At 64.2% G+C, this 22,373-nt stretch carries 26 protein-coding genes; 9 read left to right on the forward strand and 17 right to left on the reverse strand.

Annotated elements, in window-relative coordinates; genetic code table 11:
* Nucleotides 1-2: 2 nt before the first annotated feature.
* The 6 genes from ybaK to queG all read right to left on the reverse strand — a co-directional run bounded on the left by ybaK (nucleotide 3) and on the right by queG (nucleotide 5,161).
* The gene (ybaK, locus tag M1D44_RS02485; RefSeq protein ID WP_024974882.1) at nucleotides 3-494 is read right to left on the reverse strand and encodes a Cys-tRNA(Pro) deacylase; all 492 of its coding nucleotides are present in this window, start codon (nucleotides 492-494) and stop codon (nucleotides 3-5) included.
* Between the two features lie 22 nt (nucleotides 495-516).
* Entirely contained in the window at nucleotides 517-1,461 is a 945-nt protein-coding gene (gene xerD, locus M1D44_RS02490; protein ID WP_024974883.1) for a site-specific tyrosine recombinase XerD, read from the reverse strand.
* On the reverse strand, nucleotides 1,458-1,934 hold the full coding sequence (locus tag M1D44_RS02495) for a methylated-DNA--[protein]-cysteine S-methyltransferase (RefSeq protein WP_024974884.1): 477 nt from the start codon (nucleotides 1,932-1,934) through the stop codon (nucleotides 1,458-1,460). The genes xerD and M1D44_RS02495 overlap by 4 nt, the downstream gene beginning before the upstream one ends.
* A 60-nt stretch (nucleotides 1,935-1,994) precedes the next feature.
* Nucleotides 1,995-2,972, reverse strand: a complete 978-nt coding sequence (locus M1D44_RS02500) for a tripartite tricarboxylate transporter substrate binding protein BugE (RefSeq protein ID WP_112183803.1) — start codon at nucleotides 2,970-2,972, stop codon at nucleotides 1,995-1,997.
* 123 nt (nucleotides 2,973-3,095) lie between these two features.
* Complete coding sequence (locus M1D44_RS02505; RefSeq protein ID WP_024974886.1) at nucleotides 3,096-3,746, reverse strand: chalcone isomerase family protein; 651 nt, start codon at nucleotides 3,744-3,746, stop codon at nucleotides 3,096-3,098.
* A gap of 257 nt (nucleotides 3,747-4,003) precedes the next feature.
* Nucleotides 4,004-5,161 carry a tRNA epoxyqueuosine(34) reductase QueG gene (queG, locus tag M1D44_RS02510; protein ID WP_316684160.1) on the reverse strand — a complete coding sequence of 386 codons (1,158 nt, stop codon included), beginning with the start codon at nucleotides 5,159-5,161 and terminating at the stop codon, nucleotides 4,004-4,006.
* A gap of 16 nt (nucleotides 5,162-5,177) precedes the next feature.
* Here queG and tsaE point away from each other — a divergent pair, with 16 nt between their 5' ends.
* From tsaE to M1D44_RS02525, 3 genes are read left to right on the forward strand one after another with little or no spacing between them, the layout of a single operon-like run.
* A complete protein-coding gene (gene tsaE, locus M1D44_RS02515) occupies nucleotides 5,178-5,756 on the forward strand; it encodes a tRNA (adenosine(37)-N6)-threonylcarbamoyltransferase complex ATPase subunit type 1 TsaE (protein ID WP_439004502.1) in 579 nt (192 codons plus the stop codon).
* On the forward strand, nucleotides 5,750-7,279 hold the full coding sequence (locus M1D44_RS02520) for an N-acetylmuramoyl-L-alanine amidase (protein ID WP_439004493.1): 1,530 nt from the start codon (nucleotides 5,750-5,752) through the stop codon (nucleotides 7,277-7,279). Before tsaE ends, M1D44_RS02520 begins: the two co-directional genes overlap by 7 nt.
* 3 nt (nucleotides 7,280-7,282) lie before the next feature.
* Nucleotides 7,283-7,828 carry a GNAT family N-acetyltransferase gene (locus tag M1D44_RS02525; protein WP_112183807.1) on the forward strand — a complete coding sequence of 182 codons (546 nt, stop codon included), beginning with the start codon at nucleotides 7,283-7,285 and terminating at the stop codon, nucleotides 7,826-7,828.
* On the opposite strand, the gene M1D44_RS02530 is transcribed toward M1D44_RS02525, so the two are convergent.
* Nucleotides 7,829-8,860: a bile acid:sodium symporter family protein gene (locus M1D44_RS02530; protein WP_439004494.1), complete on the reverse strand. Its 1,032-nt coding sequence runs from the start codon at nucleotides 8,858-8,860 to the stop codon at nucleotides 7,829-7,831.
* 119 nt (nucleotides 8,861-8,979) lie between these two features.
* Here M1D44_RS02530 and M1D44_RS02535 point away from each other — a divergent pair, with 119 nt between their 5' ends.
* The gene (locus tag M1D44_RS02535; protein ID WP_024974892.1) at nucleotides 8,980-9,873 is read left to right on the forward strand and encodes a LysR family transcriptional regulator; all 894 of its coding nucleotides are present in this window, start codon (nucleotides 8,980-8,982) and stop codon (nucleotides 9,871-9,873) included.
* A 17-nt stretch (nucleotides 9,874-9,890) separates the two neighbouring features.
* Here M1D44_RS02535 and M1D44_RS02540 read toward each other — a convergent pair whose 3' ends face one another.
* The 7 genes from M1D44_RS02540 to M1D44_RS02570 form a co-directional block, all read right to left on the reverse strand.
* A complete protein-coding gene (locus tag M1D44_RS02540) occupies nucleotides 9,891-10,649 on the reverse strand; it encodes a 3-hydroxyacyl-CoA dehydrogenase (protein ID WP_024974893.1) in 759 nt (252 codons plus the stop codon).
* Between the two features lie 146 nt (nucleotides 10,650-10,795).
* A complete protein-coding gene (gene adk / locus M1D44_RS02545) occupies nucleotides 10,796-11,464 on the reverse strand; it encodes an adenylate kinase (RefSeq protein WP_024974894.1) in 669 nt (222 codons plus the stop codon).
* Nucleotides 11,465-11,810: 346 nt separating this feature from the next.
* Nucleotides 11,811-12,617: a 3-deoxy-manno-octulosonate cytidylyltransferase gene (gene kdsB, locus M1D44_RS02550; protein WP_316684157.1), complete on the reverse strand. Its 807-nt coding sequence runs from the start codon at nucleotides 12,615-12,617 to the stop codon at nucleotides 11,811-11,813.
* 16 nt (nucleotides 12,618-12,633) lie between these two features.
* A complete protein-coding gene (locus M1D44_RS02555; RefSeq protein ID WP_004631803.1) occupies nucleotides 12,634-12,822 on the reverse strand; it encodes a Trm112 family protein in 189 nt (62 codons plus the stop codon).
* A 69-nt stretch (nucleotides 12,823-12,891) separates the two neighbouring features.
* Nucleotides 12,892-13,941: a tetraacyldisaccharide 4'-kinase gene (gene lpxK / locus M1D44_RS02560; RefSeq protein WP_316853075.1), complete on the reverse strand. Its 1,050-nt coding sequence runs from the start codon at nucleotides 13,939-13,941 to the stop codon at nucleotides 12,892-12,894.
* 30 nt (nucleotides 13,942-13,971) lie between these two features.
* Nucleotides 13,972-14,400 (reverse strand): ExbD/TolR family protein, encoded by a 429-nt coding sequence (locus M1D44_RS02565; protein ID WP_004631807.1) that lies wholly within the window; start codon nucleotides 14,398-14,400, stop codon nucleotides 13,972-13,974.
* A gap of 28 nt (nucleotides 14,401-14,428) precedes the next feature.
* Nucleotides 14,429-15,049, reverse strand: a complete 621-nt coding sequence (locus tag M1D44_RS02570; protein ID WP_024542269.1) for a MotA/TolQ/ExbB proton channel family protein — start codon at nucleotides 15,047-15,049, stop codon at nucleotides 14,429-14,431.
* A 1,075-nt stretch (nucleotides 15,050-16,124) separates the two neighbouring features.
* Between M1D44_RS02570 and xseA the strand changes: the two genes are divergently transcribed.
* Together xseA and sodB are read left to right on the forward strand one after the other, a co-directional pair.
* Entirely contained in the window at nucleotides 16,125-17,534 is a 1,410-nt protein-coding gene (xseA, locus tag M1D44_RS02575) for an exodeoxyribonuclease VII large subunit (RefSeq protein ID WP_316853076.1), read from the forward strand.
* 147 nt (nucleotides 17,535-17,681) lie between these two features.
* Nucleotides 17,682-18,260, forward strand: a complete 579-nt coding sequence (gene sodB / locus M1D44_RS02580) for a superoxide dismutase [Fe] (RefSeq protein WP_009241368.1) — start codon at nucleotides 17,682-17,684, stop codon at nucleotides 18,258-18,260.
* Between the two features lie 52 nt (nucleotides 18,261-18,312).
* Here the strand turns inward: sodB and M1D44_RS02585 are convergent, their stop codons facing one another.
* The 3 genes from M1D44_RS02585 to M1D44_RS02595 all read right to left on the reverse strand — a co-directional run bounded on the left by M1D44_RS02585 (nucleotide 18,313) and on the right by M1D44_RS02595 (nucleotide 20,653).
* A complete protein-coding gene (locus tag M1D44_RS02585) occupies nucleotides 18,313-19,032 on the reverse strand; it encodes a site-2 protease family protein (RefSeq protein WP_112183829.1) in 720 nt (239 codons plus the stop codon).
* A gap of 3 nt (nucleotides 19,033-19,035) precedes the next feature.
* Nucleotides 19,036-19,965 carry a DUF2167 domain-containing protein gene (locus M1D44_RS02590; RefSeq protein ID WP_024974908.1) on the reverse strand — a complete coding sequence of 310 codons (930 nt, stop codon included), beginning with the start codon at nucleotides 19,963-19,965 and terminating at the stop codon, nucleotides 19,036-19,038.
* A gap of 145 nt (nucleotides 19,966-20,110) precedes the next feature.
* On the reverse strand, nucleotides 20,111-20,653 hold the full coding sequence (locus tag M1D44_RS02595) for an ester cyclase (protein WP_024974909.1): 543 nt from the start codon (nucleotides 20,651-20,653) through the stop codon (nucleotides 20,111-20,113).
* Between M1D44_RS02595 and M1D44_RS02600 the strand changes: the two genes are divergently transcribed.
* From M1D44_RS02600 to M1D44_RS02610, 3 genes are all read left to right on the forward strand, one after another.
* Nucleotides 20,652-20,915 (forward strand): hypothetical protein, encoded by a 264-nt coding sequence (locus tag M1D44_RS02600; protein ID WP_152543656.1) that lies wholly within the window; start codon nucleotides 20,652-20,654, stop codon nucleotides 20,913-20,915. The genes M1D44_RS02595 and M1D44_RS02600 overlap by 2 nt on opposite strands.
* A complete protein-coding gene (locus M1D44_RS02605; protein ID WP_316853077.1) occupies nucleotides 20,906-21,436 on the forward strand; it encodes a hypothetical protein in 531 nt (176 codons plus the stop codon). Before M1D44_RS02600 ends, M1D44_RS02605 begins: the two co-directional genes overlap by 10 nt.
* A gap of 109 nt (nucleotides 21,437-21,545) precedes the next feature.
* Nucleotides 21,546-22,316, forward strand: a complete 771-nt coding sequence (locus M1D44_RS02610; RefSeq protein ID WP_439004495.1) for an IclR family transcriptional regulator — start codon at nucleotides 21,546-21,548, stop codon at nucleotides 22,314-22,316.
* The last annotated feature ends 57 nt before the right edge of the window (nucleotides 22,317-22,373 follow it).

The following is a 22,373-nucleotide window of genomic DNA, read 5'->3' on the forward strand; positions in this document are numbered from 1 at the left end:
TTTCAATCGGGGTTTGCACAATTGACGGGCTGCGCGTTCAGCACCGACGTCAGCACGCTGGGCGCCAGGCTCACGAGAAAGCCGCGCCGCCCCCCGTTGATATAGATGCGCTCCAGCTCCAGCACGCTCGCCTCCACATACACCGGCATCGCCTTACGCACGCCAAACGGCGACGTGCCCCCGACGAGGTAGCCGCTATGCCGCTGCGCTACCTCGGGCTTGCACGGCTGCACGCTCTTGCGGCCGGTCTGCCGCGCGAGGTTCTTGGTGGAGACGGAGCAATCGCCGTGCATCAGCACGATGAGCGGCTTGGCGTGCTCGTCTTCCATGACCAGCGTCTTGACGACGGCGTGTTCGTCCACGCCGAGTTGGCGGGATGATTCGGTCGTGCCGCCCTTGTCGACGTAGTCATAGGTGTGTTCAGTAAAGGCCACGCCATGCGCCTTGAGGTACTGCGTGGCGGGCGTCTCGGAAACGTGCTTGGACTTGCTCATACGGGGCAGGGAAGAACGATCGCTATCCGCGCGGATGGTGCTGCGCATGCAACGTGCGCAGCCGCTCGCGCGCGACGTGGGTGTAGATCTGCGTGGTGGAAATATCCGCGTGGCCGAGCAGCATCTGCACCACGCGCAAGTCTGCGCCGTGGTTGAGCAGGTGCGTGGCAAACGCGTGCCGCAGCGTGTGCGGCGACAGCGGCGCGTGAATGTCGGCCAGCAGCGCGTAGCGCTTGATGAGATACCAGAACGCCTGGCGCGTCATGCCTTCGCCGCGCGTGGTGACGAATAGCGCGTCAGTCGTACGCTCGCCGAGCAGCGCCGTGCGACCCGTTTGACGATCCTGCAGGTACCGCCGCAGCCAATCGCTGGCTTCGGCGCCAAACGGCACCAGACGATCCTTGCCGCCTTTGCCGCCAACCACGCGCACCACACCTTCGTTCAGGCCGACTTCCACCGTTTTCAGCGCGACGATTTCCGACACGCGCAGCCCGCTCGCATACATCAGCTCGATCATCGCGCGGTCGCGTAGGCCGAGCGGCGTGTCCACATCCGGCGCGTTGATGAGCGCCTCGACTTGCGTTTCGGACAGCGTCTTCGGAAAGCGCGGCGGTTGCTTGGCCGTCGGCAGCAGGCGCGACGGATCGGTGCTCACAACGTGCTCGCGCAGTGCCCACTGGAAGAAGCGCTTGAACACGGTGCGGCGCCGGTTGGCAGACGATGCGCGACTCTCGGCATGGCGTGCGGCAAAGTAATCGGCCAGGTCGCCGTCTTCGGTTTCGGCGATGGACTTGCTGCGCTCGGCCAGCCAATGCGCGTAGAGCGTCAGGTCGCGCCGGTACGCATCGAGCGTATTGCGAGCGAGGCCATCTTCCAGCCACAGCGCGTCGCAAAAGCGCTGGATGGCATCTGCGCTTTGTGGCGGCAAGGCTGGCGCTTCGGCGTCTTTCAGTGCAGCCTTTCTCATATCAGCATCACGCCTTCGTGGCGCAGCAGCCAGTGCTTGATGTTCAGCAGGTAGCCATCCGTGTGGTGCGAAAACCCGCCGATGCCGGACGCGCTCACCACGCGGTGGCAAGGGATGAGGATCGGGAACCAGTTGTCACCGCATGCCTGGCCCACCGCGCGCGGCACGCTGCCGATCTGTTGCGCGATGGTGCCGTAGGTGATGACGCTGCCGCATGGGATGGCGCTGATGGCCCGCCACACGCGGTGCTGGAAATCGGTGCCGGCGGGGGCGAGCGGGATATCGAAAGTCGCGCGTGGGTCGCTGTAGTACGCCTCGAGCTGGCGGGCCAGTCTGGCGATCAACGCGTCTGATGAATCGACGAGGGGCGTGCTTTCGGGCAGGTAGACGAGTTCACGCAGGGCGCCTTCGGCCACGCGCACGCCCAGCTTGCCGAAAGGCGCTTCCAGAACGGCGTCGAAAGGGGATGGCATGGCGGGGCCGGCGCTCAAAAACAATCCTGCGAATCTAGCACAGGCCCCAGGCGGGCAGCGTTACTGATCCAGCTTGATGTTCTGCTGCTTGACCAGCGTGCGCATTTTGTCGAATTCACGCTTGATCTCGGCCGTGTATTGCTGCGGCGTATTGCCGACGGGCTCGGCACCGGCACCTCGGAATCGATCGACCAGGCCTGGGTCTTTCAGCGCCTTGACCGAGGCTTCGTTGAGCTTGCGGATGATGTCGTCGGGCGTGCCGGCCGGCGCGACAAGTCCGTACCACGCCGGGTCATTTGCGTCCTTCAGGCCGACTTCGGCAAAGGTGGGCACGTCGGGCAGGCTATCGATGCGCTTGTTCCACGCCACCACAATTGGCCGCAGCTTGCCGCTCTTGATGAACTGCATGGACGAGGGCAGGTTGTCGACCATGATCGGCACCTGATTGGCCAGCACGTCGTTCAATGCCGGCCCTGCACCCCGATATGGCACATGGACCATCTGCGTTTTGGTCAGCACCTTGAACTCTTCGCCCAGCATGTGGCCGATGCCGCAGGTGCCCGATGTCGCGAATGAATATTTGCCGGGGTTGGCCGTCAGCGCCGCGACAAACTCCTTGTAGTTCTTGGCCGGAAAGGTTGGGTTGACCGCAATCACGTTGGCCACGGTGGCCAGGTTGGTGATCGGCTTGAAATCCTTGAGCGGGTCGTACGAAAGCTTCGCATTGCACGCCGGGTTGACGGCATGCGTGGAGACGGTGGCGATGCCGATCGTGTAGCCATCCGGCGCAGCCTTGGCGATGGCATCGGCGCCGATCGAACCGCCGCCGCCGCCCTTGTTTTCCACTACCACGGCCTGGCCCAGCACCTTGGAAAGCTGATCGGCCACGCCGCGCCCCACGATGTCCGTCGTGCCGCCCGGCGGAAACGGAATGATCAGCTTGAGCGGCTTGGCCGGGTAGTTGTCGGCCAGCGCCGGCCCGCATAACAGCGTTCCAGCGGCTGCGATCAGGCTGGCGATCAGTCGTCCCTTGGTCATCGTCCTCCTCCTTGTGGCTTGGTGTGCGTTCTGCGTTCTTGTGGGGAAACTGCTGAATAGCACAACCGCACACGCCAACCACGCGGCAACCGGGGAAACCCTGAAAAGCGAATCGTCAGATTGTCAGGTTCCGAGCAGCCCGCTTTTCAGATCGCGGTCGACCGGGCTGTTGCCGATGAAGATGCTGAGCACAGCCTGGTAGAAATCTTCGCCGGGGATGGCCTTGGTGCGCGCCACGCCATTGATGCTGATGGTGGTGCCGGCATCGGGCGCGTAGTCAAAGTTGATGGTGTCGCCGCGCTTGGTGGAGCCGATCTGGCGCATCGCGTCTTCCAACTGCGTCAGACGGTCGGCCAGCCTCTGCATTTGAATTTCTGTCTGGTTGCGGTGGATGCCGTCGTTCAGCGCGTGGATGAACGTATCGGCGCCCACATTACGCAGCGGGTGGATCTGCAGCCGCTTCGGTCCCTTCATGCCGAGGATGACCGCCGCGTTCTTCGCACGCTCGGGCAGGTACAAGCCTGCGACATAGCCCTTGATGACAAACACTGAACGCAGGCCCGTGCCATTGAGCAGCAGTTCGCGGCCAGCCACACGGGCGGCGTCGTCGAACGGCACACCCTCGACGTTCACCGTGGCCCATGCGGGGCTCGCGCACGCGGCGCAGAGCATCGCGCCCATGACGCCGCCGCGCCACGCGCGTGCCATCCTGGATGAACGGGCACGCACAGCAACCTGCAATGCGCAACGGAGATGAACAAGAGCGGAAAACATCGAAATGGGCGGTTTGAGATTAAGCCGCCATTTTCCCGATATTTTATTTGCAAACAATTAGTGTCTGCCCTGATGCGCAAGCGTTTGCGTACTAGGCGGTATAAGGGCCCACTGGCGTGAGCGTTAAGCACGTATTCGTGGTTTTGTGCTACACGCACTTTGTTGGTTTTTAAACTAATCGGCGTGGCAACTTGGAAAGCCAGATTAAAGGCACATCACAGTCCTGATGCGTTGGCGTGCCTAACCCGAGCGAGCGCTCACGTCGTCTGCGCCAGCGCCCAGGCCACGTGTTCACGCACGAGTTCCGAGGCGTCATCGGTGCGTGCTTTCAAGGCGGTAATCAGTTGCGCGCGCGTGGTATCCGGCAGCGGGGCGCGCAGTGCGTTGCCGATCGCCACGGCAATGTTGCGCAGCCAGCGCTCGTGCCCGATGCGGCGGATCGGACTGCCTTCCAGTCGCTGGTTGAATTCGGCGTCGGTCCAGTTGAACAGCTCAGCCAGCGTGGCCGCGTCCAAGCCGTTGCGCACGTCAAAGTCGGGCAGGTTGGCCGGCACGGCAAACTTGTTCCATGGGCAGATGAGCTGGCAGTCGTCGCAGCCGTATATGCGGTTGCCCATCGCTGCGCGCAGGTCGACCGGGATGCTGCCCTTGTGCTCGATGGTCAGGTACGAGATGCAACGGCGTGCGTCCACCGTGTACGGCGCGACGATGGCCTGCGTAGGGCACACGTCGATGCAGCGCGTGCAGTTGCCGCAGTGGGGCTCCACGGGTGGATCAACGGGAAACGGCAGGTCGACGAGGATTTCGCCGAGGAAGAACATCGAGCCCGCATCGCGGTCCAGCAGCAGCGTGTGTTTGCCACGCCAGCCCAGGCCGCCGTTGGTCGCCAGCGCGACTTCCAGCACCGGTGCCGAATCGGTGAACACGCGAAAGCCGTACGGCCCGACGGCGCCCGCAATCTTTTCGGCCAGCTTCTGCAGGCGTTGGCGCAGTACCTTGTGATAGTCGCGGCCGCGTGCGTAGAGCGAGACAGTCGCGACTTCGGGGCGGCTCAGGCGGGCCCACTCGATGGTGCGCCAGTCGCCGCCGGCCATTCGCGGATCGGCCAGATGTGGCAGATACGGCATCCGCGCGACGATGGCGCGTACCGTTCCGGCAACAAGTTCGGCCGGGCGTGCGCGGAGCATGCCGTGGTTCGCCATATAATCCATGTCACCGTGAAACCCCTGCGCAAGCCATGTCTGGAGCCCTTCTTCAGCGTGCGACAGGTCGACATCGGCGATGCGGATTGCATCGAAACCGAGTTCGGCACCCCAGGAGCGGATCTGCGCCACAAGCGCGTGCATGCCGGCCTCATCGGCTGGCAAGCGTGCATCCAGATTCGTTTCAGGTGATGACGTGGGGGTGGCGGACATGCCCAAATTGTACGCAATGCCCACCGTGCTCCCTGCCGACGCGCCTTCTGGTCTGACCCCTCCGCTCGCCGAGCGCACGCTTTCGCTCGTCGATGAAGCGGCCACGTCGGCGTTTGGCGCGGCGCTCGCGCAAGCCGTGCTGGCATTGGGCGCACGGCCCGTGCAGGTGCAACTCTCGGGCGATCTGGGCGCGGGCAAGACGACGCTCTCGCGCGCCATCCTGCGCGGCCTCGGACATACCGGGCGCGTGCGTAGCCCCACCTATACGCTGGTCGAGCCGTACGACGTTGCCGGAACTACGGGCACGCAAAAGGTCTATCACTTCGACCTGTACCGCTTTGCCGATCCCGAAGAATGGACTGACGCCGGGTTCCGCGATTGCTTTGCCGAACCCGCGCTGTGCCTGGTCGAATGGCCCGAGAAGGCGCAGGCGCTGCTCGGCACGCCTGATCTGCACATCGCTTTATCGGTCGACGTTGTGCACGAAACCTACGATGACGGCGTTGAGCATGCACCGCGCCTTGCACGTCTGAGCGCACGCACGCAGACCGGCCTTCAACTTTTAGAGTCCTTGCAACACCTGCTCCCATGCTGATCAAGCATCTGCCGACCGACCAACCGGATGATCCGAACCTGCCGAGCCAGGCCCGCCGCCAATGGCTCACGCGCATGGCGAAGGCCAGCGCAGGCACGGTCATCCTGAGCCTGGTGGGCCCGCAGATTGCGCGCGGCGCCAACATCGTCGCCGTGCGCGTATGGCCCGCCGAGGACTACACGCGCGTGACCATCGAATCCGACGTCGCGCTCAAGGCTACGCATCAGCTCATCAAGGACCCGGATCGCCTGATGGTCGATATCGACGGGCTCGACCTGAACCCGACGTTGCGCGAGCTGGTCGCCAAGATCGCGCCGAACGATCCGTACATCCGACAGGTGCGCGTGGGTCAGAACCGGCCGAGCGTCGTGCGTCTGGTGTTCGACCTGAAGGAAAGCGTCAACCCGCAGGTGTTCACGCTGCTGCCGATTGCGGGCTATCGCAACCGGCTCGTCTTCGATCTGTACCCGACCAACCCGCCCGACCCGCTGATGCAGCTCGTGCAGGCCACCGAGGGCAAGCAAGAGCGTTTTGCTGCGTCAGGCGGCACGCCGATGCCGTCGCCGTCGGATGACGATGACCCCATCGCCGCGCTGGCACGCAGCAGCAGCGGCAGCGGCAGCAGCCCAACCAAGCGGCCGATCGAAGAACCGCACCCCCCGGCGCTTGCCAACCGCACGTCGCCGCGCAAGGTGCCGCCGGCGACCTCTACGAATCCTCCGTCGACGCTCGCCAACGCGCCGAACACGCCGCCGCTGGAGATCGTTCCCGAGCAACCCGTGCCGCGCGCGCCGTCGAACGGCCCGCGCATGCGCCGGCTGCTCACGGTCGCCATCGATCCTGGCCATGGCGGCGAAGACCCGGGCGCCACGGGCGGTGCCGGCACACACGAGAAAGACGTGGTGCTCTCGATCGCCCGCATGCTCAAGGCCAAGATCGACGCCCAGCCCAACATGCGCGCCATGATGACGCGCGATTCCGACTACTTCGTCCCGCTGGGCGTGCGTGTGCAAAAGGCGCGCCGCGTGCAGGCGGATCTGTTCGTCTCCATCCATGCCGATGCGTTTCTCTCGCCGGAAGCGCGCGGGGCATCGGTGTTCGTGCTGTCCGATCGTGGTGCTTCGAGCGCGCAGGCCAAGTGGCTCGCCAACAAGGAAAACGCGGCCGACATGATCGGCGGGGCGAATCTTGGCTCGAAAGACGCGCAAGTCACGCGCGTGCTGCTGGACTTGTCGACCACCGCACAGATCACCGACAGCATGAAGGTCGGCAGGGCGGTGCTGGACCAGATTGGCGGCATCAACCGGCTGCACAAGGGGCAGGTCGAGCAGGCGGGCTTTGCGGTGCTCAAGGCGCCGGATATTCCGTCGATCCTGGTCGAGACGGCCTTCATCTCGAACCCGGAAGAAGAAGCCAAGCTCAACGACCTGGGCCACCAGAACCAGCTTGCCGACGCCATCCTGCGCGGCATTCGCGCCTACTTTGCCAAGAACCCGCCGTTGTCGCGCAACCCGGGCGTCTGACGCATGACGACGCTCGTGCTGCGCGAAGGCGGTGCGTCTGACGCCAGCACCATCGCCGACATCCACACGCGGAGCTGGCAGAGCGCATATCGCGGGCTCGGCATCCTGTCCGACGCGTATCTCGACGACGTGGCCAACGTCGAGATGCAGGCCAAGTGGCGTGAACGCATGATTGCACCCGTTGTTGGGCAATACGTGTGGTGTGCCGATCTGGACGGCGAAACCATCGGCTTTCTCTGCACCCTGCGTGAAGACGACACGCCCTGGGGTGCGCTCGTCGACAACCTGCATCTGCTGCCGGCGTCACGCGGCCATGGTGTCGGCAAACGCCTGATGGGCGAAGCGGCGCGCTTGGCCGCGGCCCAGGGCATCACACAGTTGCATCTGCGGGTGTACGAGGCGAACACCGCCGCGATCGCCTTCTACGAAGCGCTGGGCGGTGTGCCGGTCAGCCGGGATTGGCTGGAGACGGCCGACGGCGGGCACGCTTGGGTGCGCACCTACCACTGGCCGGAAGCGGAATTCGCGAGCTTGACGAGCTTGCGCTGATCAAGCCGGGCGGCTGGCCGGGGCACCTGCGCCGGCCTCCGCATGGGCAACGCGATCAGCATACCTGCGCGCCAGCGTCGAGCACACGATGAGCTGCAACTGGTGATAGATCATCAGCGGCAGCACGATCAGGCCGAGCGCGGGGTTGCCGGCAAATAGGATCTTCGCCATCGGCACGCCGTTCGCCAGGCTCTTCTTCGAGCCGCAGAACACGACGGTGATCTCGTCGGCCAGGTTGAAACCCGCGCGCCGCGACAGCCATGTCGTCGCACCCAGCACGACGAACAGCAGCGCGCCGCTCATGACGGCCACCGCCACGATGGTCTCCCACGGATACTTCGACCACACACCTGCGTGCGTGGAATCGGCAAACGAGTTGAACACGATCAGCAAGATGACCGCGCGGTCGACCTTGTTGATGATCGGCTTGTGTTTGTTGATGAAGCCGCCGAGCACCGGGCGCAGCAACTGGCCCAGCACGAACGGCAGTAGCAGTTGCTCGGCCACGCCGAGCAGCGCCTTGCCGACTGAGAGGTCCGCGCCTGACGCCTGGATGACGAAGCTCATCAGCAGCGGCGTGGCGATCATGCCGATCAGGCCCGAGATGGTCGCGTTGAAGATGGCGGCCGGCACATTGCCCTTGGCCATCGCTGTCATCGCCACCGACGACGAAACCGTGGATGGCAGCGCGCACAGATAGAACACGCCCAGCAGCAGCTCAGCCGGAATGAACGGCTTGCACGCAAACAGGATGACCGCGCCGATCAGCGGAAACAGGATGAATGTGCAGCTCTGCACGAACAGATGCAGGCGCCAGTTGCGCGCGCCTTCCACGATTTTCTCGCGCGAGAGCGCTGCGCCGTGCAGAAAAAACACCAGCGACACGCCGACGATGGTGACAATGTCCAATCGCAACGGACCGTCGCTCGCGCCCAGCGCGGGGAAGAACAAGGCGAGCGCGACCATCACCAGCATGGCGCGAATGAACCCATCGATATGGGACAACAACGGAGACAACAGCGGAATCTTCATGTGCTTGCGCGGTCACCATTACGTAACGGCGTGGGTTGGATGGCGGGATAGGCGCTATTGCACAACATCCCTATCTAGAATACAAATGCATTGATCAAATCAATTCATACGCCGTCAGCATGAATGTCACCCTGCGCCAATTGCGTGTCTTCCTCGCCGTGGCACGTGCGCACAGCTTCAGCCGCGCGGGCGACACCATTGGCCTGACACAGCCGGCCGTGAGCCGCTCGATTTCCGAGCTGGAAGGCGAACTGGGCTTGAAGTTGCTCGACCGCACCACCCGCGAAGTCGTGCTGACGGAAGTGGGGCGCTCGCTTGCGACGGCGCTCGACCGCCTCGTCGCTGATCTGGACGACACGTTGCAACAGGCGCGCCAAGTGGGCGAGCAGCGGCGGGGGCGCGTGGTGGTGGCGTCCAGCCCGACGGTGTCGACCCGGCTGATGCCGGTGTACGTGGCAGAGTGCGCGGTGCGCTATCCGGATATCCGCATGATCGTGCGTGACTCCGTGCAGGTCGACACGCTTCAATTGATCCGCACGGGCGGAGCGGATTTCGGTGTGGTGGTGGAGCCGCTCGATACCGAGGGCCTATGGACCGAGCCGCTGCTGATCGATCCGTTCTGCCTCGTCTGTCGCAAGGATCATCCACTCGCGCAACGCAGCAGCGTGCGCTGGAAAGATCTGCATCGCACGGCGGTCGTCTTGCTCGACCATGCTTCGGGCAGCCGCCCGCTCATCGATCGTATTTTCCTGCGCCACGGCGTTCACCCTGACGTTGCGCAGGAGATGGGCCACAGCAGCGCTGTGTTTGGCATGGTGGAAGCGGGCATCGGTGCGGGCGTGGTGCCGTCGCTGTCATTGCCGCTGCCGTCGTCGTCGCCATTGGTGGCGGTGCCGCTGTCACCAAAGGAAACGCGCGCCATCGTGCTGGCGCGTCGGCATGACCGGTCGCTCTCGCCGGCGGCCGAGGCGGCGTGGCAGATGATTCGCCGGATGGCGCTGCCCGCCACCTGATGGCCTGATCGATTCGCTTACTTAGGCTGCATGCGGATGGCGCCATCCAGGCGGATGGTTTCGCCATTGAGCATCGGGTTCTCGACGATCGCGCGCGCGAGCTGCGCATACTCCGCCGGCTTACCGAGGCGCGGCGGGAACGGCACCATCTTGCCCAGCGCGTCCTGCACTTCGGCGGGCATGCCGAGCAGCATCGGTGTCTCGAAAATGCCCGGTGCAATCGTCATCACGCGGATGCCGTCGCGCGACAGGTCACGTGCAATCGCCAGCGTCATCGCCACCACGCCGCCCTTGGATGCCGCGTAGGCCGCCTGGCCAATCTGTCCGTCAAACGCCGCCACCGATGCCGTGTTGATGATCACGCCGCGCTCGCCGCCGGCGTTGGGCGTGTTACCGGCCATGGCCGTCGCGGCCAGGCGGATCATGTTGAACGTGCCGATCAGATTGATATTGATCACACGTGCGAACTGATCCAACGGATGCGGGCCCGTCTTGCCCACCGTGCGCGATGCCGTGGCGATACCCGCGCAGTTCACCAGCCCGCGCAGCGTGCCCAGCGATGTAGCGGCCGCCACAACGGCTTGCCCGTCCGCTTCGGACGTAACGTCGCAACGCACGAAGCGGCCGCCCAGTTCCTGCGCCAGCGCGGTGCCGGCGGCTTCGTTCAGGTCTGCAATTACCACCTTGCCACCGGCTTCCGCCAACGTGCGGGCCGTGCCTGCGCCCAGTCCCGACGCGCCGCCGGTGACGATGAATACCTGATCGCGAATCTCCATGCCGTGTCTCCTCGTTTGTGGATTGCGAGTTACTTGACGTTTACGTCAACGTCATATGGTAGCGCGAAGCGGCCGACGATCGCGCAAAAAAAACGGCGCCTCGATCATGAGGCGCCGTTTTCCCTGGCGGGTATTTGCGGGTGCGCTTAGTCCTGCAGGGCACCAAACACGCGGGCCGTGATTTCGTCCACGTTGCCCACGCCGCTGATCTTGCGGTACTTCGGCGGCGCAACCTTGGCGGCGCCATTGCCGTTGGCGGCCCACTGCGAGTAGTAGTCGACCAGCGGACGCGTCTGGTTCTCGTACACGTCCAGGCGCTTGCGCACGGTTTCTTCCTTGTCGTCGTCGCGCTGGATGAGCGCTTCGCCGGTTTCGTCGTCCACGCCTTCGGTCTTGGGCGGGTTGTACTTGATGTGGTACGTGCGGCCCGATGCCACATGCACGCGGCGGCCGCTCATGCGCTCGATGATGGCGTCGAACGGCACGTCGATTTCCAGCACGTAGTCGATTGCCACGGCGGCGTCTTTCATGGCTTCCGCTTGCGGAATGGTGCGCGGGAAGCCATCGAACAGGTAGCCGTTCTTGCAGTCAGGTTGTTGCAGGCGGTCTTTTACGAGGCCGATGATGATGTCGTCCGACACCAGGCCGCCGGCATCCATCACCTTCTTCGCTTCGATACCCAGCGGGGTACCTGCCTTGACGGCCGCGCGCAGCATGTCGCCGGTGGAGATCTGCGGGATGCCGAACTTTTCGCAGATGAATTTGGCTTGCGTACCTTTGCCGGCGCCGGGCGCGCCCAACAGAATCAACCGCATGGTGACGAGTTCCTCAAGTTTTCGAATCCTGTCGCGCTGTCAGGCCAGATGAAGCGCGTTGGGAATCGGTCCGAGAGGGCGGATTCCCAATACGCCTGGTGATAAAGCCATGGCGACGCAATCGACGCAAACAGGCAGCCTAGCGGGCGAAGTTGACGCCAGCCTTACCGGACTCTGGGGAATCAGGCGTCCGCCGGACGGCGGCACCCATGGCTCGATTTGTCTCCCTGTCGCCGCTGTGGCGCCTGCGTGGGCGCCGTCATGCGGCTTGTCGTCCTCGCGATTATGCCATGGCGGGGCCGGGGTTTTAGCAGCCCTGCGCGCAAAGTTCAGAGAAATCGCGGCTTCAGGGGCCGTCCTGGGACAGGAGTTCGGCCCAGGCAGCGCGCACTCGGGCGAGGTCTTCGGGGGTGTCGACACCGGCGGCGGGGGCGTCATCGGTGGTCAGCACGGCAATGCGCTCACCGTGCCACATGGCGCGTAGCTGCTCCAACTGCTCGGTTTGCTCGATGGGGGCAGCGGCCAATTGCGGGAAGCGGCGCAGGAATCCGGCACGGTACGCGTAGATGCCGATATGACGCAGCACGGGCATGGCCGGCAGCGGGCGCTCCGCAACGGACCGCGCCATGACCGCGGGTGTCCAGGTATCGCGCGCCCAGGGCAGCGGCGCGCGCGAGAACAGTAGTGCGCGCTCAGCGGCGTCCAGCACGACCTTGACGACGTTCGGGTTGAAGATGTCGGCCGGGTCGTGGATGGGGTGGGCAGCGGTGGCGATGGCGCAGTCGGGGTGATCGCGCAGGTGCGCGGCCACGTTGTCGATCAGCGTCGGTGCGATCAGCGGTTCGTCGCCTTGCACGTTGACGACGATGGCGTCATCGGGCAGGCCCAGCACGGTGGCCACTTCGGCGAGGCGGTCGGTGCCGGAGGCGTGGTCGGCGCGCGTGAGCACGGCTTCCACGTGATGCTGCATGCAGGCGTCGGCGACCGATGCGGCATCGGTGGCGACCACCACGCGCGCGGCGGACGACTGATGCGCGCGTTCAGCCACGCGCACCACCATCGGCTTGCCGTCGATATCGGCCAGCGGTTTGTTGGGCAGCCGCGTGGACGCCAGCCGCGCGGGAATGACAGCGATGAACGGCGCGTGCGACATGGCGGCGACCTTCGTATCAGGCCGGATCGACCGGCGTGCCTTCCACGGTCTGGCGTGCTTCATCGGCCAGCATGACCGGGATGCCGTCGCGGATCGGGTAGGCCAGCTTGTCGACGTGGCAGATCAGTTCGTTGTTGGCGCGGTCGTGTTGCAGCGTGCCCTTGCACAACGGGCAGACGAGGATTTCCAGCAGGCGATTGTCCATGGCGGTAGAGGCTCCGTGGCGGTCGCTCAAAGGGTAGGGCGGCGCGCCGGTACAGCGGATAGGGTGACGTTATTGTGCGCTCGCCTTGAGCGTTGCGCGATCGGCCAGGGCGCGTACGCGCTGGCAGACCTGTTCGACCAGCGCCGTGTCGACCACCGGTGTGGTCGGCACCACCCAGATGCGCGGGTCGTCGAGATGGCCGCATTTTACGGCATCCTTTTCGGTGATCAGGATGACCTCGGCGTGGCTATCGGTGAAGGGGCTGTTGGCGAAATCGTAGTGATCGGGCAACGGCAGCGTGCTCGGCTTGAGGCCGGCGGCCCGGAGCGAGGCGAAGAAGCGCTCCGGGTTGCCGATGCCGGCCGCGGCCAGCAATTGCCCGCCTTCAATGCGCGCGAACTGGGCGAGCGGGCGGCGCAGCGCCGGGTCGGCCAGGTTGTACGCGTCCTGCAGCTCGAGGTGCATGCCGAAGACGTTCGGGCGATCGGGCGTGGCGCGGTAGTTCGGGTCGTTGATGAGCGTGGCGTCACGGCGGCGCGCCATCGGTTCGCGCAGTGGGCCGGCTGGCAGTAGGAAACCGTTGCCGCCCATGCGCGTGTCGAACACGATGATTTCGATATCGCGGCGCAGACGATAGTGCTGCAGGCCGTCGTCGCAGACGATCACATTGCAGCCCGGGTGCGAGGCGAGCAGCGTCTGCGCGCACAGCACACGATCGGGGAAGACCCACACCGGCAGATCGGTGGCGCGTGCGATGAGCAGCGGTTCATCGCCGACGTCTTCTGCACGGGAGTGTTCGCGCACAGGGCGCGGATGCTTCAGTTGTGCACCGTAGCCACGCGAGACGATGCCTGGCCGCAGGCCGGCTTCAGCCAGCGCCGACGCCAGCGCAATCACGGCAGGCGTCTTGCCGGCCCCGCCCACCGTCACGTTGCCGATCACCACCACCGGCATCGGCAGCCGCACCGAGCGCAGCACGCCAGTGCGGAACAGCAGCCGGCGCAAGGCGCTCACCCCGCCAAACAGCCAAGACAGCGGCCACATCACCCACGCAAACCAGCCGCGTTGCTGCCATTGGCGTGTGACGAAGCTGGCGAGGCGGTGCTGGGCGACGGGCATGCGGCGTGATTGTGATTTAAAGGCAGTCTCTTAGCGGGCGTTGCCGGTTTGCGTGGCGAAGGTCAGGTGCGACAGACCGGCCACACGCGCGGCTTCCATGACATTCACCACCGCCTGGTGCGCGGCTTGCGCATCGGCGTTGACGATGACGATGGGCTCAGGGCCGCCGGCCTTGCCTGCGGCATTGCGCAGGGCGTCGGCCAGGCTGGTGACATCGCGCGTGTCGAGCACTTGCTTGTCGACAGAGTAGACACCATTGGCCGTGACGGACACGACGATCTGGCCCGGGCGCTCGGTGGCTTTTTCAGCCTCGGCGGTGGGTAGGTTGACCTTCAGTTCGGTGTAGCGGGAATACGTGGTCGTGATCATCAGGAAGATGAGGATCACGAGCAGCACGTCGATCAGCGGGATCAGGTTGATCTCCGGCTCTTCGCGGGCACGGCGCGGGCGGAAGCGCATGGCTATTTCCAGTAAGGCGTGGCCCGGATCAGCCGCGCCGCGGCGGCAGGATCGCGTCGAGGTACGTGGTGGAGAGATGCTCCAGCTCGACCACGTAGTTATCGACCACGCCACGGAAGTAGCGCCAGAAGATCAGTGTCGGGATGGCCACCACCAGGCCCAGCGCGGTGTTGTACAGCGCGACCGAGATGCCGTGCGCCAGCGCCTGCGGGTTCGTGCCCGCGGCGGTCTGGCTGCCGAAGATCTCGATCATGCCGACCACCGTGCCGAACAGGCCCATCAGCGGCGCCACCGAGGCAATCGTGCCGAGCGCGTTCAGATAGCGCTCCAGGCGGTGCGCAACGTTCTGGCCGGCTTCTTCCACCACTTCCTTGGCGGCATCGCGCGTGGTGTTCGGATGCAGTACCACATGGCGCAGCGCAGCGGCCAGCAGGCGGCCCAGCGGTGAGCCCTGTTCCAGCGTGTTGACCACTTCTGGCGTGGCGCGGCGCTGATGCGCGACGGCCAGCGCCTCGTCATACACCTTGGGCGGAATGATCTTCTTGTGTTGCAGGGCGACGAAGCGTTCGATGATGAGCGCGAGTGCGAGCACCGAGGCGATCAACAGTGGCCAGATTGGCCAGCCGGCGGCTTGAATGATGGAAAACACTGGACAACCCGTTTTGTCGTTGTGGAAGGAGTGTGATTCTGTTCTGGTTTGCTGCTTGTGCCGTCCGCGTCCCCGAACGCTGTTCGTTGCGGCAAAAACAGGCAGCACTCTAGCGCGTCGGACCTGCCACGGCAACACGATGGCGCAGCATCGTGACATGCGCAGACGATGGTCAACGCGCTGTCACGAAAGATGCGGGCCGCGGCAATCCACAGCCAAGCGGGACAGTCTTGTGGACGGGTTGTGGACATTGCCCGAACAAGCAAACTAAGTGCTTGATGCGAAAGGGAGTTCGGTGCCGTGCTTAAAAAATATGCAAACGGCATTTCTGTGGCCAATCCATGAACAAGCGCTGTCGGATCCGGTAAAACGGCGAGTAATCCCCACCGCTGCGGGACAGTTGTGTGGATGGGTTGTGGACATTGCCTCAACAAGTACGTTAAGTGCTTGATCTAAAAGGAAGTCCAATGGCGTGCTCAAAAATGAGGCAACCGGGGTTTTGGCGTGGATCTGGAGAAAAACGAGGGCGCATCTCGAAAAAGCGCGAGGAAATCCACACCGACACGGGACAGTCTTGTGGACGGGCTGTGGACATTGCCCGAACAAGCACCTTAAGTGACTGATTCAAAAGGGTGTTCTGGACTTCGCTTAAAAATTGTGCAGCGGGGTTTCACCCGAAAAAATTGGGCTGCGCGGCCCGAACGTGTGAGAATCGACGGCCGATTTATCCACTGCCCAGGCGTCACACCACGGTTTTCCAGCGCCGCTGTGGATAACTTTGTGAACATCCTTGGGGCGCCTGCGCTAAATGCTTGACGCAGAACGAAATTACTTGCGCTGCTGAAATTTTGACATGGGTGGATTTTTCATAAGAATCAAGGGGTTGCGTCAAAATGCAGAGAGCGAGTCACCTAGCCTCTGTCAAGCTTGACAACCACGTTATGCTGTGGACAGGTAGCCCGCTTGGCGTGGATTGCCTCCCCTATTCAAGGTAGAAGTCGCCCCGAAGCCTCATCGTTTTGCGCTCCTCGCACCACTTATGACCCCGCCGCCGTCTTCCCGCCGCCCGTTTTGGATGGATGCCACTGCACCCACGCCCGCACCCACGCCCGAGACGCCGGCAGCACCTGACGCTGCGTCTGGACTGAACCGAGGCTCGCAGGACGTGCTTACCGTCAGCGACGTCAACCGCCGCATTGCGGGGCTGCTTGAACGCAACTTTCCGCTGGGTTGGGTGCGCGGCGAGATTTCGAACTTCACGCGCGCGGCCAGCGGACATTGGTATTTCTCGCTCAAGGATGCGGGCGCGCAGATTCGCTGCGTGATGTTCAAGGGCCGTAACCAATACGCCGATTTCACCCCGCGCGAAGGCGAGGCCGTCGAGGTGCGTGCGCTGGTCACGCTGTACGAGGCGCGCGGCGAACTGCAATTGAGCGTAGAAGCGATCCGCCGGGCCGGCCTGGGAAATCTGTACGAGGCCTTCCTGCGGCTGAAAGCCGCGCTGGAGGCGCAAGGCTTGTTCGAGGCCGACCGCAAACGGCCCCTGCCGCGGCATCCGCGTGCGATTGGCGTGGTGACGTCGCTGCAGGCAGCGGCCTTGCGCGACGTGCTGACCACCCTGCGCCGGCGCGCGCCGCATGTACCGGTGGTGGTCTATCCCGTGCCGGTGCAGGGCGCCGGTGCGTCGGAGCGCATCGCCGCCATGCTGGAACGGGTCAATGCCCGGGCAGAGGTAGACGTCATCATCCTGTGCCGGGGCGGCGGCAGCATTGAAGACCTATGGGCCTTCAACGAAGAGCCGGTTGCACGTGCGGTTGGTGCATCGGAAATTCCCATTGTGGCGGGCGTCGGGCATGAGACGGATGTGACGATCGTCGACTTTGTGGCCGACGTGCGAGCGCCCACGCCGACTGCGGCGGCCGAACTCGTCAGCCCCGACCGTGCCCGCATGCTGCGCGATGTGGGGCGCGACTGGGATGCGCTCTCGGCACAGTTGCGCCGCCAGCTCGATCGCCGCGCGCAGACCGTCGATTGGCTCGCGCGCCGCCTGCGCAGCCCGCAGGCGCAGATGCGCGAACGCCGCACGCAGCTGGCGCATCTGGAAGGCCGCCTGCGCTTTGCCTTGACCGGCCGCGTGCAGCGCGCGGAACACCTCCAGCGTCTACTGACGATGCGCTTGGCCGCCGCCCGCCCCGACGCCACGCGAGAGCGCATTCGCCTGCAGCAAGCGGAAGCGACGCTGGCACGCCTCATGCGAGACAGGCTGGCTCGCGCGCAGGAGCGCCTGGGACGTCAGCACAGCGGGCTGGAACTGCTGGCGCCCCAGCGCACGCTGGAGCGCGGTTATGCAGTGCTGCTCGATGCCAAGGGCCATGCCATCCGCGATCCGAACGCACTGCATGCCCGGGCACGTATCGAGGCCCGGCTGGCGCAAGGCACGGCTGACATCGAAATCGCCCAGGTGCAAACCAAGCTCGAACTGTGACCGGCGCATGACCTTATAGCGGTAACGAATGCGATTCCGCACGCGTTTAGCGGGTATTCCCACTATTTGGCATGCGGTTTGCGCCGGTTTTGCAAGTCTCCTACAATCGTCGCTCCCAACCTGTACAACCCACAGAAGGCAAGAACAATGGAACACACGCTCCCCCCGCTGCCGTACGCCCAAGACGCTCTGGCGCCGCACATCTCCAAGGAAACGCTGGAGTTCCACTACGGCAAGCACCACCAGACCTACGTCACGAACCTGAACAACCTGATCAAGGGCACCGAGTTCGAGAACCTCAGCCTCGAAGACATCGTCAAGAAGTCCTCGGGCGGCGTGTTCAACAATGCCGCACAGGTGTGGAACCACACGTTCTACTGGAACGGCCTGAAGCCGCAAGGCGGCGGCGCTCCGACCGGCGCGCTGGCTGACGCCATCAACGCCAAGTGGGGCAGCTTCGACAAGTTCAAGGAAGAGTTCACGAAGACGGCCATCGGCACCTTCGGTTCGGGCTGGGCCTGGCTGGTGAAGAAGGCCGACGGCTCGCTGGATCTGGTGTCGACCTCGAACGCAGCCACGCCGCTGACGACCGATGCGAAGCCGCTGCTGACTTGCGACGTGTGGGAACACGCCTACTACATCGACTACCGCAACGCCCGTCCGAAGTACGTCGAGGCGTTCTGGAACCTGGTCAACTGGGATTTCGTTGCCAAGAACTTCGCCTAAAGCGAATCGCTTCGGCGACCCCAAAAAAACCTCCGCCTGTGCGGAGGTTTTTTTATGCGCGCACGCTGCCGAGCATGTCGTGCAACTCGTGGCTCATCATCGCCAGAAAGACGACCAGGCCGATGTAGTACACCGTGTAGGTCAGCCGAGATTCGTTCGAGATGCTGTAGTACGCACGGTTTTCCGGCGCATGCGGGTCGTAACGCCAAGCCTTCATCAGCTGCGGCACGGCCAGCACCGCAATCAGGATCAGGATGGGGCTCGGCCGCCAGATGAACAGCGCCACCAGCACCGGCACCCCCAGAAACCAGATGCGCGGCGACAGCACTGCCGTAATGCGTCCGCCGTCAAACGGCGAGAGCGGGATCAGGTTGAACAGATTGAGGAAGCAGCCGGCGTAGGCCAGCGCCAGCAGCAACTGGCTGTCGGTGTAGCGCGCAAGCCCGTAGCACAGCATGGCGCCCACGGTGCCCGCCACGGGGCCTGCGAGGCCGATATGGGCTTCGGTTTCGACGTCCATCGGCTGCTCTTTCAGGTCGATCCATGCGCCGACGAATGGGATGAAGGTGGGCGCCCCGACCGCCAGCCCGCGTTGGCGTGCCGCCATGAAGTGGCCCATCTCGTGGATGAACAGCAGCACCACGAAGCCCACCGCATAGCGCCACCCGAATACGAAGGCATATGCGGCCACCGACAGCAGCATCGTGCCACCGGTGGTCAGCAGCTTGCCGAACTTCAGCCCTGAAAACAGCAGGATCAGCAGTTTGGCCACGGCTTATGCGCTCGGCTTGCGCTTGAAGAACTTGGCGATGGCTGCGCCAAAGCCCGCCACCGCCAGGATGGCCACCTTCGCAAACTTGGCCAGGAACGCAGCCATCACGGCAAACAGGCCCAGCTTCTTGGCGGCGATGCCACCCACCAGCGCGGCCAATCCGTACTCGGCCACCTTGTCGGTCTTCGAGTTGAAATCGGTGTACCGCTTGCCATCTTTGAAATCGAGATCGGCGAGCAGCTTTTGCACGGCGGGCTTGTCGGCGTCGACATGGTCGCGGCCGGTGATCAGGTTCAGGCTGATATAGCCGTCGCGGCCGAGTGCGTAGGTGTTGTAGTTGACCGCGCCGGGGTCGTCGGCCGGCTGGCCTTTGGAGCGCGCAGCCATCGACCAGATGAGGCGGTGCGTGGCGGCGTCATAGTGCGGACGCTCGACCCAGCCCTGGATTTCCAGTGCGGGGATGCCGCGCTTCTCGCGCTCTTCGTTGGCGGCAGCGGTGCCTTCCTTGAGCGATTTGTACAGATCGTCGACGTTCCAGTCGCGGGCGTCGTCATCCTTGATGTAGCCCGAGGCTTCGTACTTGGCGACCACCATCCATTCGTCATCGTCACTGGTGGGCATGACCAGACCGAGCATGTCGGGGTTGTTGCTGTTGCCCATGGCGTGCATGAGCTGCCCGGCAGCCGGCTGCGGGATGAACACCTCGTCCTTGCCGATCTTGAGCGTGGCCTGGTCACGCAGTTCGATCGACGTGGGGCCAACCTTCGCAGCGGCCTTGGCGGCGGACCAGGCCTGCTTCATTTCCTGTTGCGGATCGCTGGCCTGTTGCGCGTGGGCTGCCGTAGCGCCCATCGCCCCCATCGCACCCAGCACCGCCGCGCAGGCGAGCGTGCCCGCCCAGACGCGCAACGCGCCCTGAAACCCCTTTCCCATGGACTTCTCCCGAAGATGTTCTTGTGTGTTGATTGGCTCGATTCTTCTGATGCTTTGGCAGCCGCCGAGCGGTCTGCAAGCTGGGCCGAAGCATAGCGGGAGCGGGGAGTTGCGCTGTTAATGGGCGTTAATGAAGCCGTGTGGATTACGGTTGAAGGCCCATCTGCCGCAGCAGCGTCTGGTTGTCTTCGAGGTGCCAGTTTTCGGCGATCTTGCCGTCGGCAATCCGGTACAGGTCGAAGGCCTGGAAGTCGATCGGCTGGTTCTGCCCATGCGTGCGGCCGAACTCTCCGGTGAAGTGTCCGCGAAAGCGCAGGTGAACCGAAACGCGGTCACCGGCGACGACCATGTCTTCGATCTCCACGCGCATGTCGGGCACCGCCGTGCGGAACGCCTTGGATGCATCGAGCGGGCCTTGCGTGCCCTGCACGCGTCCGGCGGGCAATGTGCGGTCGACAAACGCGGGCGACAGGGCTTGCGTGGCATAGCCCGCATCACCGGTATGCCAGAAGGTGGCGTAGCGACGTGCGGCGAGCACGGCGGCTGCGGCCTGCGGCGTATCAGGCGCGGCGACGTGGTCCGCGCGGATGAGATCAGCGTCGGACGTTGACGCAATGGCTGCGGGTGCCATTGCGAGGGCGGGCAGCGTCAGCACTGCGGCGGCAAGCAGGGCGGGGCGGATAAGCATGGTGGACTCCGTTGGTGGTGAAGCGCTGCACTGTAGATTTCCAATCACAGACGATAAAGGGCTTGTGAGTCGATCTGGTTTCAATCCAGATTTGATGATCGATCGCCATGCTGGTCGCCCGCACGAACGCAATGCTGCGCACGTGATAGCCGGTATTGCACGCCCGGCGGCGCGCAAATGGTCCGCGCTGCGCCGGGTTTTTCTAGACTGGCCCTTCATCGAACAGACGCATAAAAAACAAGGGAGGGGACGGTGGATCTGAGCTACATCCTGTCGCGCACCGAGCGCGGCTCACAGGAGCTGCAGGCGCGCAGTGGGCACGTCACGCATCGGCAGCGGGCGATCCTGCTGCTGGTCAATGGCGAACGCTGCGCGGCAGAAATCCTGGCGCAGTTGAGCAGCGTCGGCCCAGACATTGACGATCGTGCCGAAGACCTCGCGCGCCTGATTGCCGACGGCTATGTCGCAAGCCGCGCGCCAACCAAGGTGGTGCCCAAGCCCAAGACGTCGCCCCAGCCGGCGCCTGCCACGCCATTTGCGCCGCGCCATGTGCGGCAGGCTTCGATTGCGGACTGGCGCCTGAGCCAAGCGGGCGCGTTCTCGGCCTTGCAGCGTTATCTGGCCGAAGGTCCGGAAGCGCCGATCGACTTTCTGAACGGCTTGGCCGCCCCGCTGTACGCCGCGCTGACGACGTGCCGCAGCGAGGCATCGGCCCACGCCGTCGTCGCGTTTCTGGAAGCGCGCCTCGATGAGGAGGCTGGGAATGTGACCGCGGCGTCCTAGGTGTAAATACTGAATTCGCGATCTATTCCCGTTAAGTGGGAATGTCGCGTTGAAGTATTGAGAAAATCGTCGCATTCTCCGTCGCAACATCACTCGACGGAGTTTCGCGATGACCGAGCCGGGCCAGGCACCTTCACCAGCACAATCCGCTGCCGCTACCAGCGGCTCGGACCGCGTGCTGATGGTGCTCGCCATCATCGCGCGCCACGGCCGCCCGGTTGCGGCGCGCGAGCTGGTCGAACTGACCGGCCTGCCGCAGAGCACGCTCTACCGTCAGGTCGCGATGCTCAAGCGCTGGGGGTTCGTGCTCGAATCGGCCGGCACTTATGCTCCTGGCCCGATCAGCTTGCAGCTCGCACTGGGTTTCGACCACGCTTCGCACCTCGTGCAGGAAGCGCGCATCGGCATGGCCAAACTCGTGGCCGAGTCGGGCGAATCGGTGGGGCTGGTCGTGGCCGTCAAGGATCAGGCCGTCTGCCTGGAGATGGTCGAGAGCCAGCAGTCGCTGCGCTGCTCATTCGAAAAGGGGCGCGGCGTACCCCTGCTGGCCGGCGCCTCTGCCAAGTCGTTGCTGGCGTTCATGCCGCCCGCTGCCGCGCGCGCCATCCTCGCCGACTTGCTTGCCATCGATGCCGAGAGCCAGGCGCAACTGCAAACCGAACTCGCTGACATTCGCGCCGCGGGCTATGCGCTGTCCGAAGGCGAGGTCGACCCCGGCGTCTGGGGTGTGAGCGTGCCGGTGTTCCGTCTGCCCGGCCACGCGCTCGGCTCCATTACGTTGATGGCGCCAGCAACGCGCGTGCGTGGCAAGGAGCAACGCCTGATCGACATGACCGTTGCAGCGGCTGCATCCATTTCTGCGCGGCTGCAGGACATCTGAATTTTTGATTTTTCCGATTCTTTTTCTCACCCCACATGCATCACACAAGGAGACCAC

This window comes from Ralstonia sp. SA306, from assembly GCF_054792405.1.

What these genes read in the sequence shown, in the direction of transcription:
- xseA (WP_316853076.1), top strand. Translation starts at nt 16,125, where the DNA reads ATGGATGCCACTGCACCCACGCCCGCACCCACGCCCGAGACGCCGGCA.
- M1D44_RS02565 (WP_004631807.1), bottom strand. Translation starts at nt 14,400, where the DNA reads ATGCGCTTCCGCCCGCGCCGTGCCCGCGAAGAGCCGGAGATCAACCTG.
- M1D44_RS02535 (WP_024974892.1), top strand. Translation starts at nt 8,980, where the DNA reads ATGAATGTCACCCTGCGCCAATTGCGTGTCTTCCTCGCCGTGGCACGT.
- M1D44_RS02595 (WP_024974909.1), bottom strand. Translation starts at nt 20,653, where the DNA reads ATGCTTATCCGCCCCGCCCTGCTTGCCGCCGCAGTGCTGACGCTGCCC.
- M1D44_RS02525 (WP_112183807.1), top strand. Translation starts at nt 7,283, where the DNA reads ATGACGACGCTCGTGCTGCGCGAAGGCGGTGCGTCTGACGCCAGCACC.
- M1D44_RS02500 (WP_112183803.1), bottom strand. Translation starts at nt 2,972, where the DNA reads ATGACCAAGGGACGACTGATCGCCAGCCTGATCGCAGCCGCTGGAACG.
- adk (WP_024974894.1), bottom strand. Translation starts at nt 11,464, where the DNA reads ATGCGGTTGATTCTGTTGGGCGCGCCCGGCGCCGGCAAAGGTACGCAA.
- M1D44_RS02520 (WP_439004493.1), top strand. Translation starts at nt 5,750, where the DNA reads ATGCTGATCAAGCATCTGCCGACCGACCAACCGGATGATCCGAACCTG.
- queG (WP_316684160.1), bottom strand. Translation starts at nt 5,161, where the DNA reads ATGTCCGCCACCCCCACGTCATCACCTGAAACGAATCTGGATGCACGC.
- ybaK (WP_024974882.1), bottom strand. Translation starts at nt 494, where the DNA reads ATGAGCAAGTCCAAGCACGTTTCCGAGACGCCCGCCACGCAGTACCTC.
- M1D44_RS02590 (WP_024974908.1), bottom strand. Translation starts at nt 19,965, where the DNA reads ATGGGAAAGGGGTTTCAGGGCGCGTTGCGCGTCTGGGCGGGCACGCTC.
- sodB (WP_009241368.1), top strand. Translation starts at nt 17,682, where the DNA reads ATGGAACACACGCTCCCCCCGCTGCCGTACGCCCAAGACGCTCTGGCG.
- M1D44_RS02505 (WP_024974886.1), bottom strand. Translation starts at nt 3,746, where the DNA reads ATGTTTTCCGCTCTTGTTCATCTCCGTTGCGCATTGCAGGTTGCTGTG.
- M1D44_RS02610 (WP_439004495.1), top strand. Translation starts at nt 21,546, where the DNA reads ATGACCGAGCCGGGCCAGGCACCTTCACCAGCACAATCCGCTGCCGCT.
- M1D44_RS02530 (WP_439004494.1), bottom strand. Translation starts at nt 8,860, where the DNA reads ATGAAGATTCCGCTGTTGTCTCCGTTGTTGTCCCATATCGATGGGTTC.
- lpxK (WP_316853075.1), bottom strand. Translation starts at nt 13,941, where the DNA reads ATGCCCGTCGCCCAGCACCGCCTCGCCAGCTTCGTCACACGCCAATGG.
- M1D44_RS02555 (WP_004631803.1), bottom strand. Translation starts at nt 12,822, where the DNA reads ATGGACAATCGCCTGCTGGAAATCCTCGTCTGCCCGTTGTGCAAGGGC.
- tsaE (WP_439004502.1), top strand. Translation starts at nt 5,178, where the DNA reads ATGCCCACCGTGCTCCCTGCCGACGCGCCTTCTGGTCTGACCCCTCCG.
- kdsB (WP_316684157.1), bottom strand. Translation starts at nt 12,617, where the DNA reads ATGTCGCACGCGCCGTTCATCGCTGTCATTCCCGCGCGGCTGGCGTCC.
- xerD (WP_024974883.1), bottom strand. Translation starts at nt 1,461, where the DNA reads ATGAGAAAGGCTGCACTGAAAGACGCCGAAGCGCCAGCCTTGCCGCCA.
- M1D44_RS02540 (WP_024974893.1), bottom strand. Translation starts at nt 10,649, where the DNA reads ATGGAGATTCGCGATCAGGTATTCATCGTCACCGGCGGCGCGTCGGGA.
- M1D44_RS02600 (WP_152543656.1), top strand. Translation starts at nt 20,652, where the DNA reads ATGGTGGACTCCGTTGGTGGTGAAGCGCTGCACTGTAGATTTCCAATC.
- M1D44_RS02495 (WP_024974884.1), bottom strand. Translation starts at nt 1,934, where the DNA reads ATGCCATCCCCTTTCGACGCCGTTCTGGAAGCGCCTTTCGGCAAGCTG.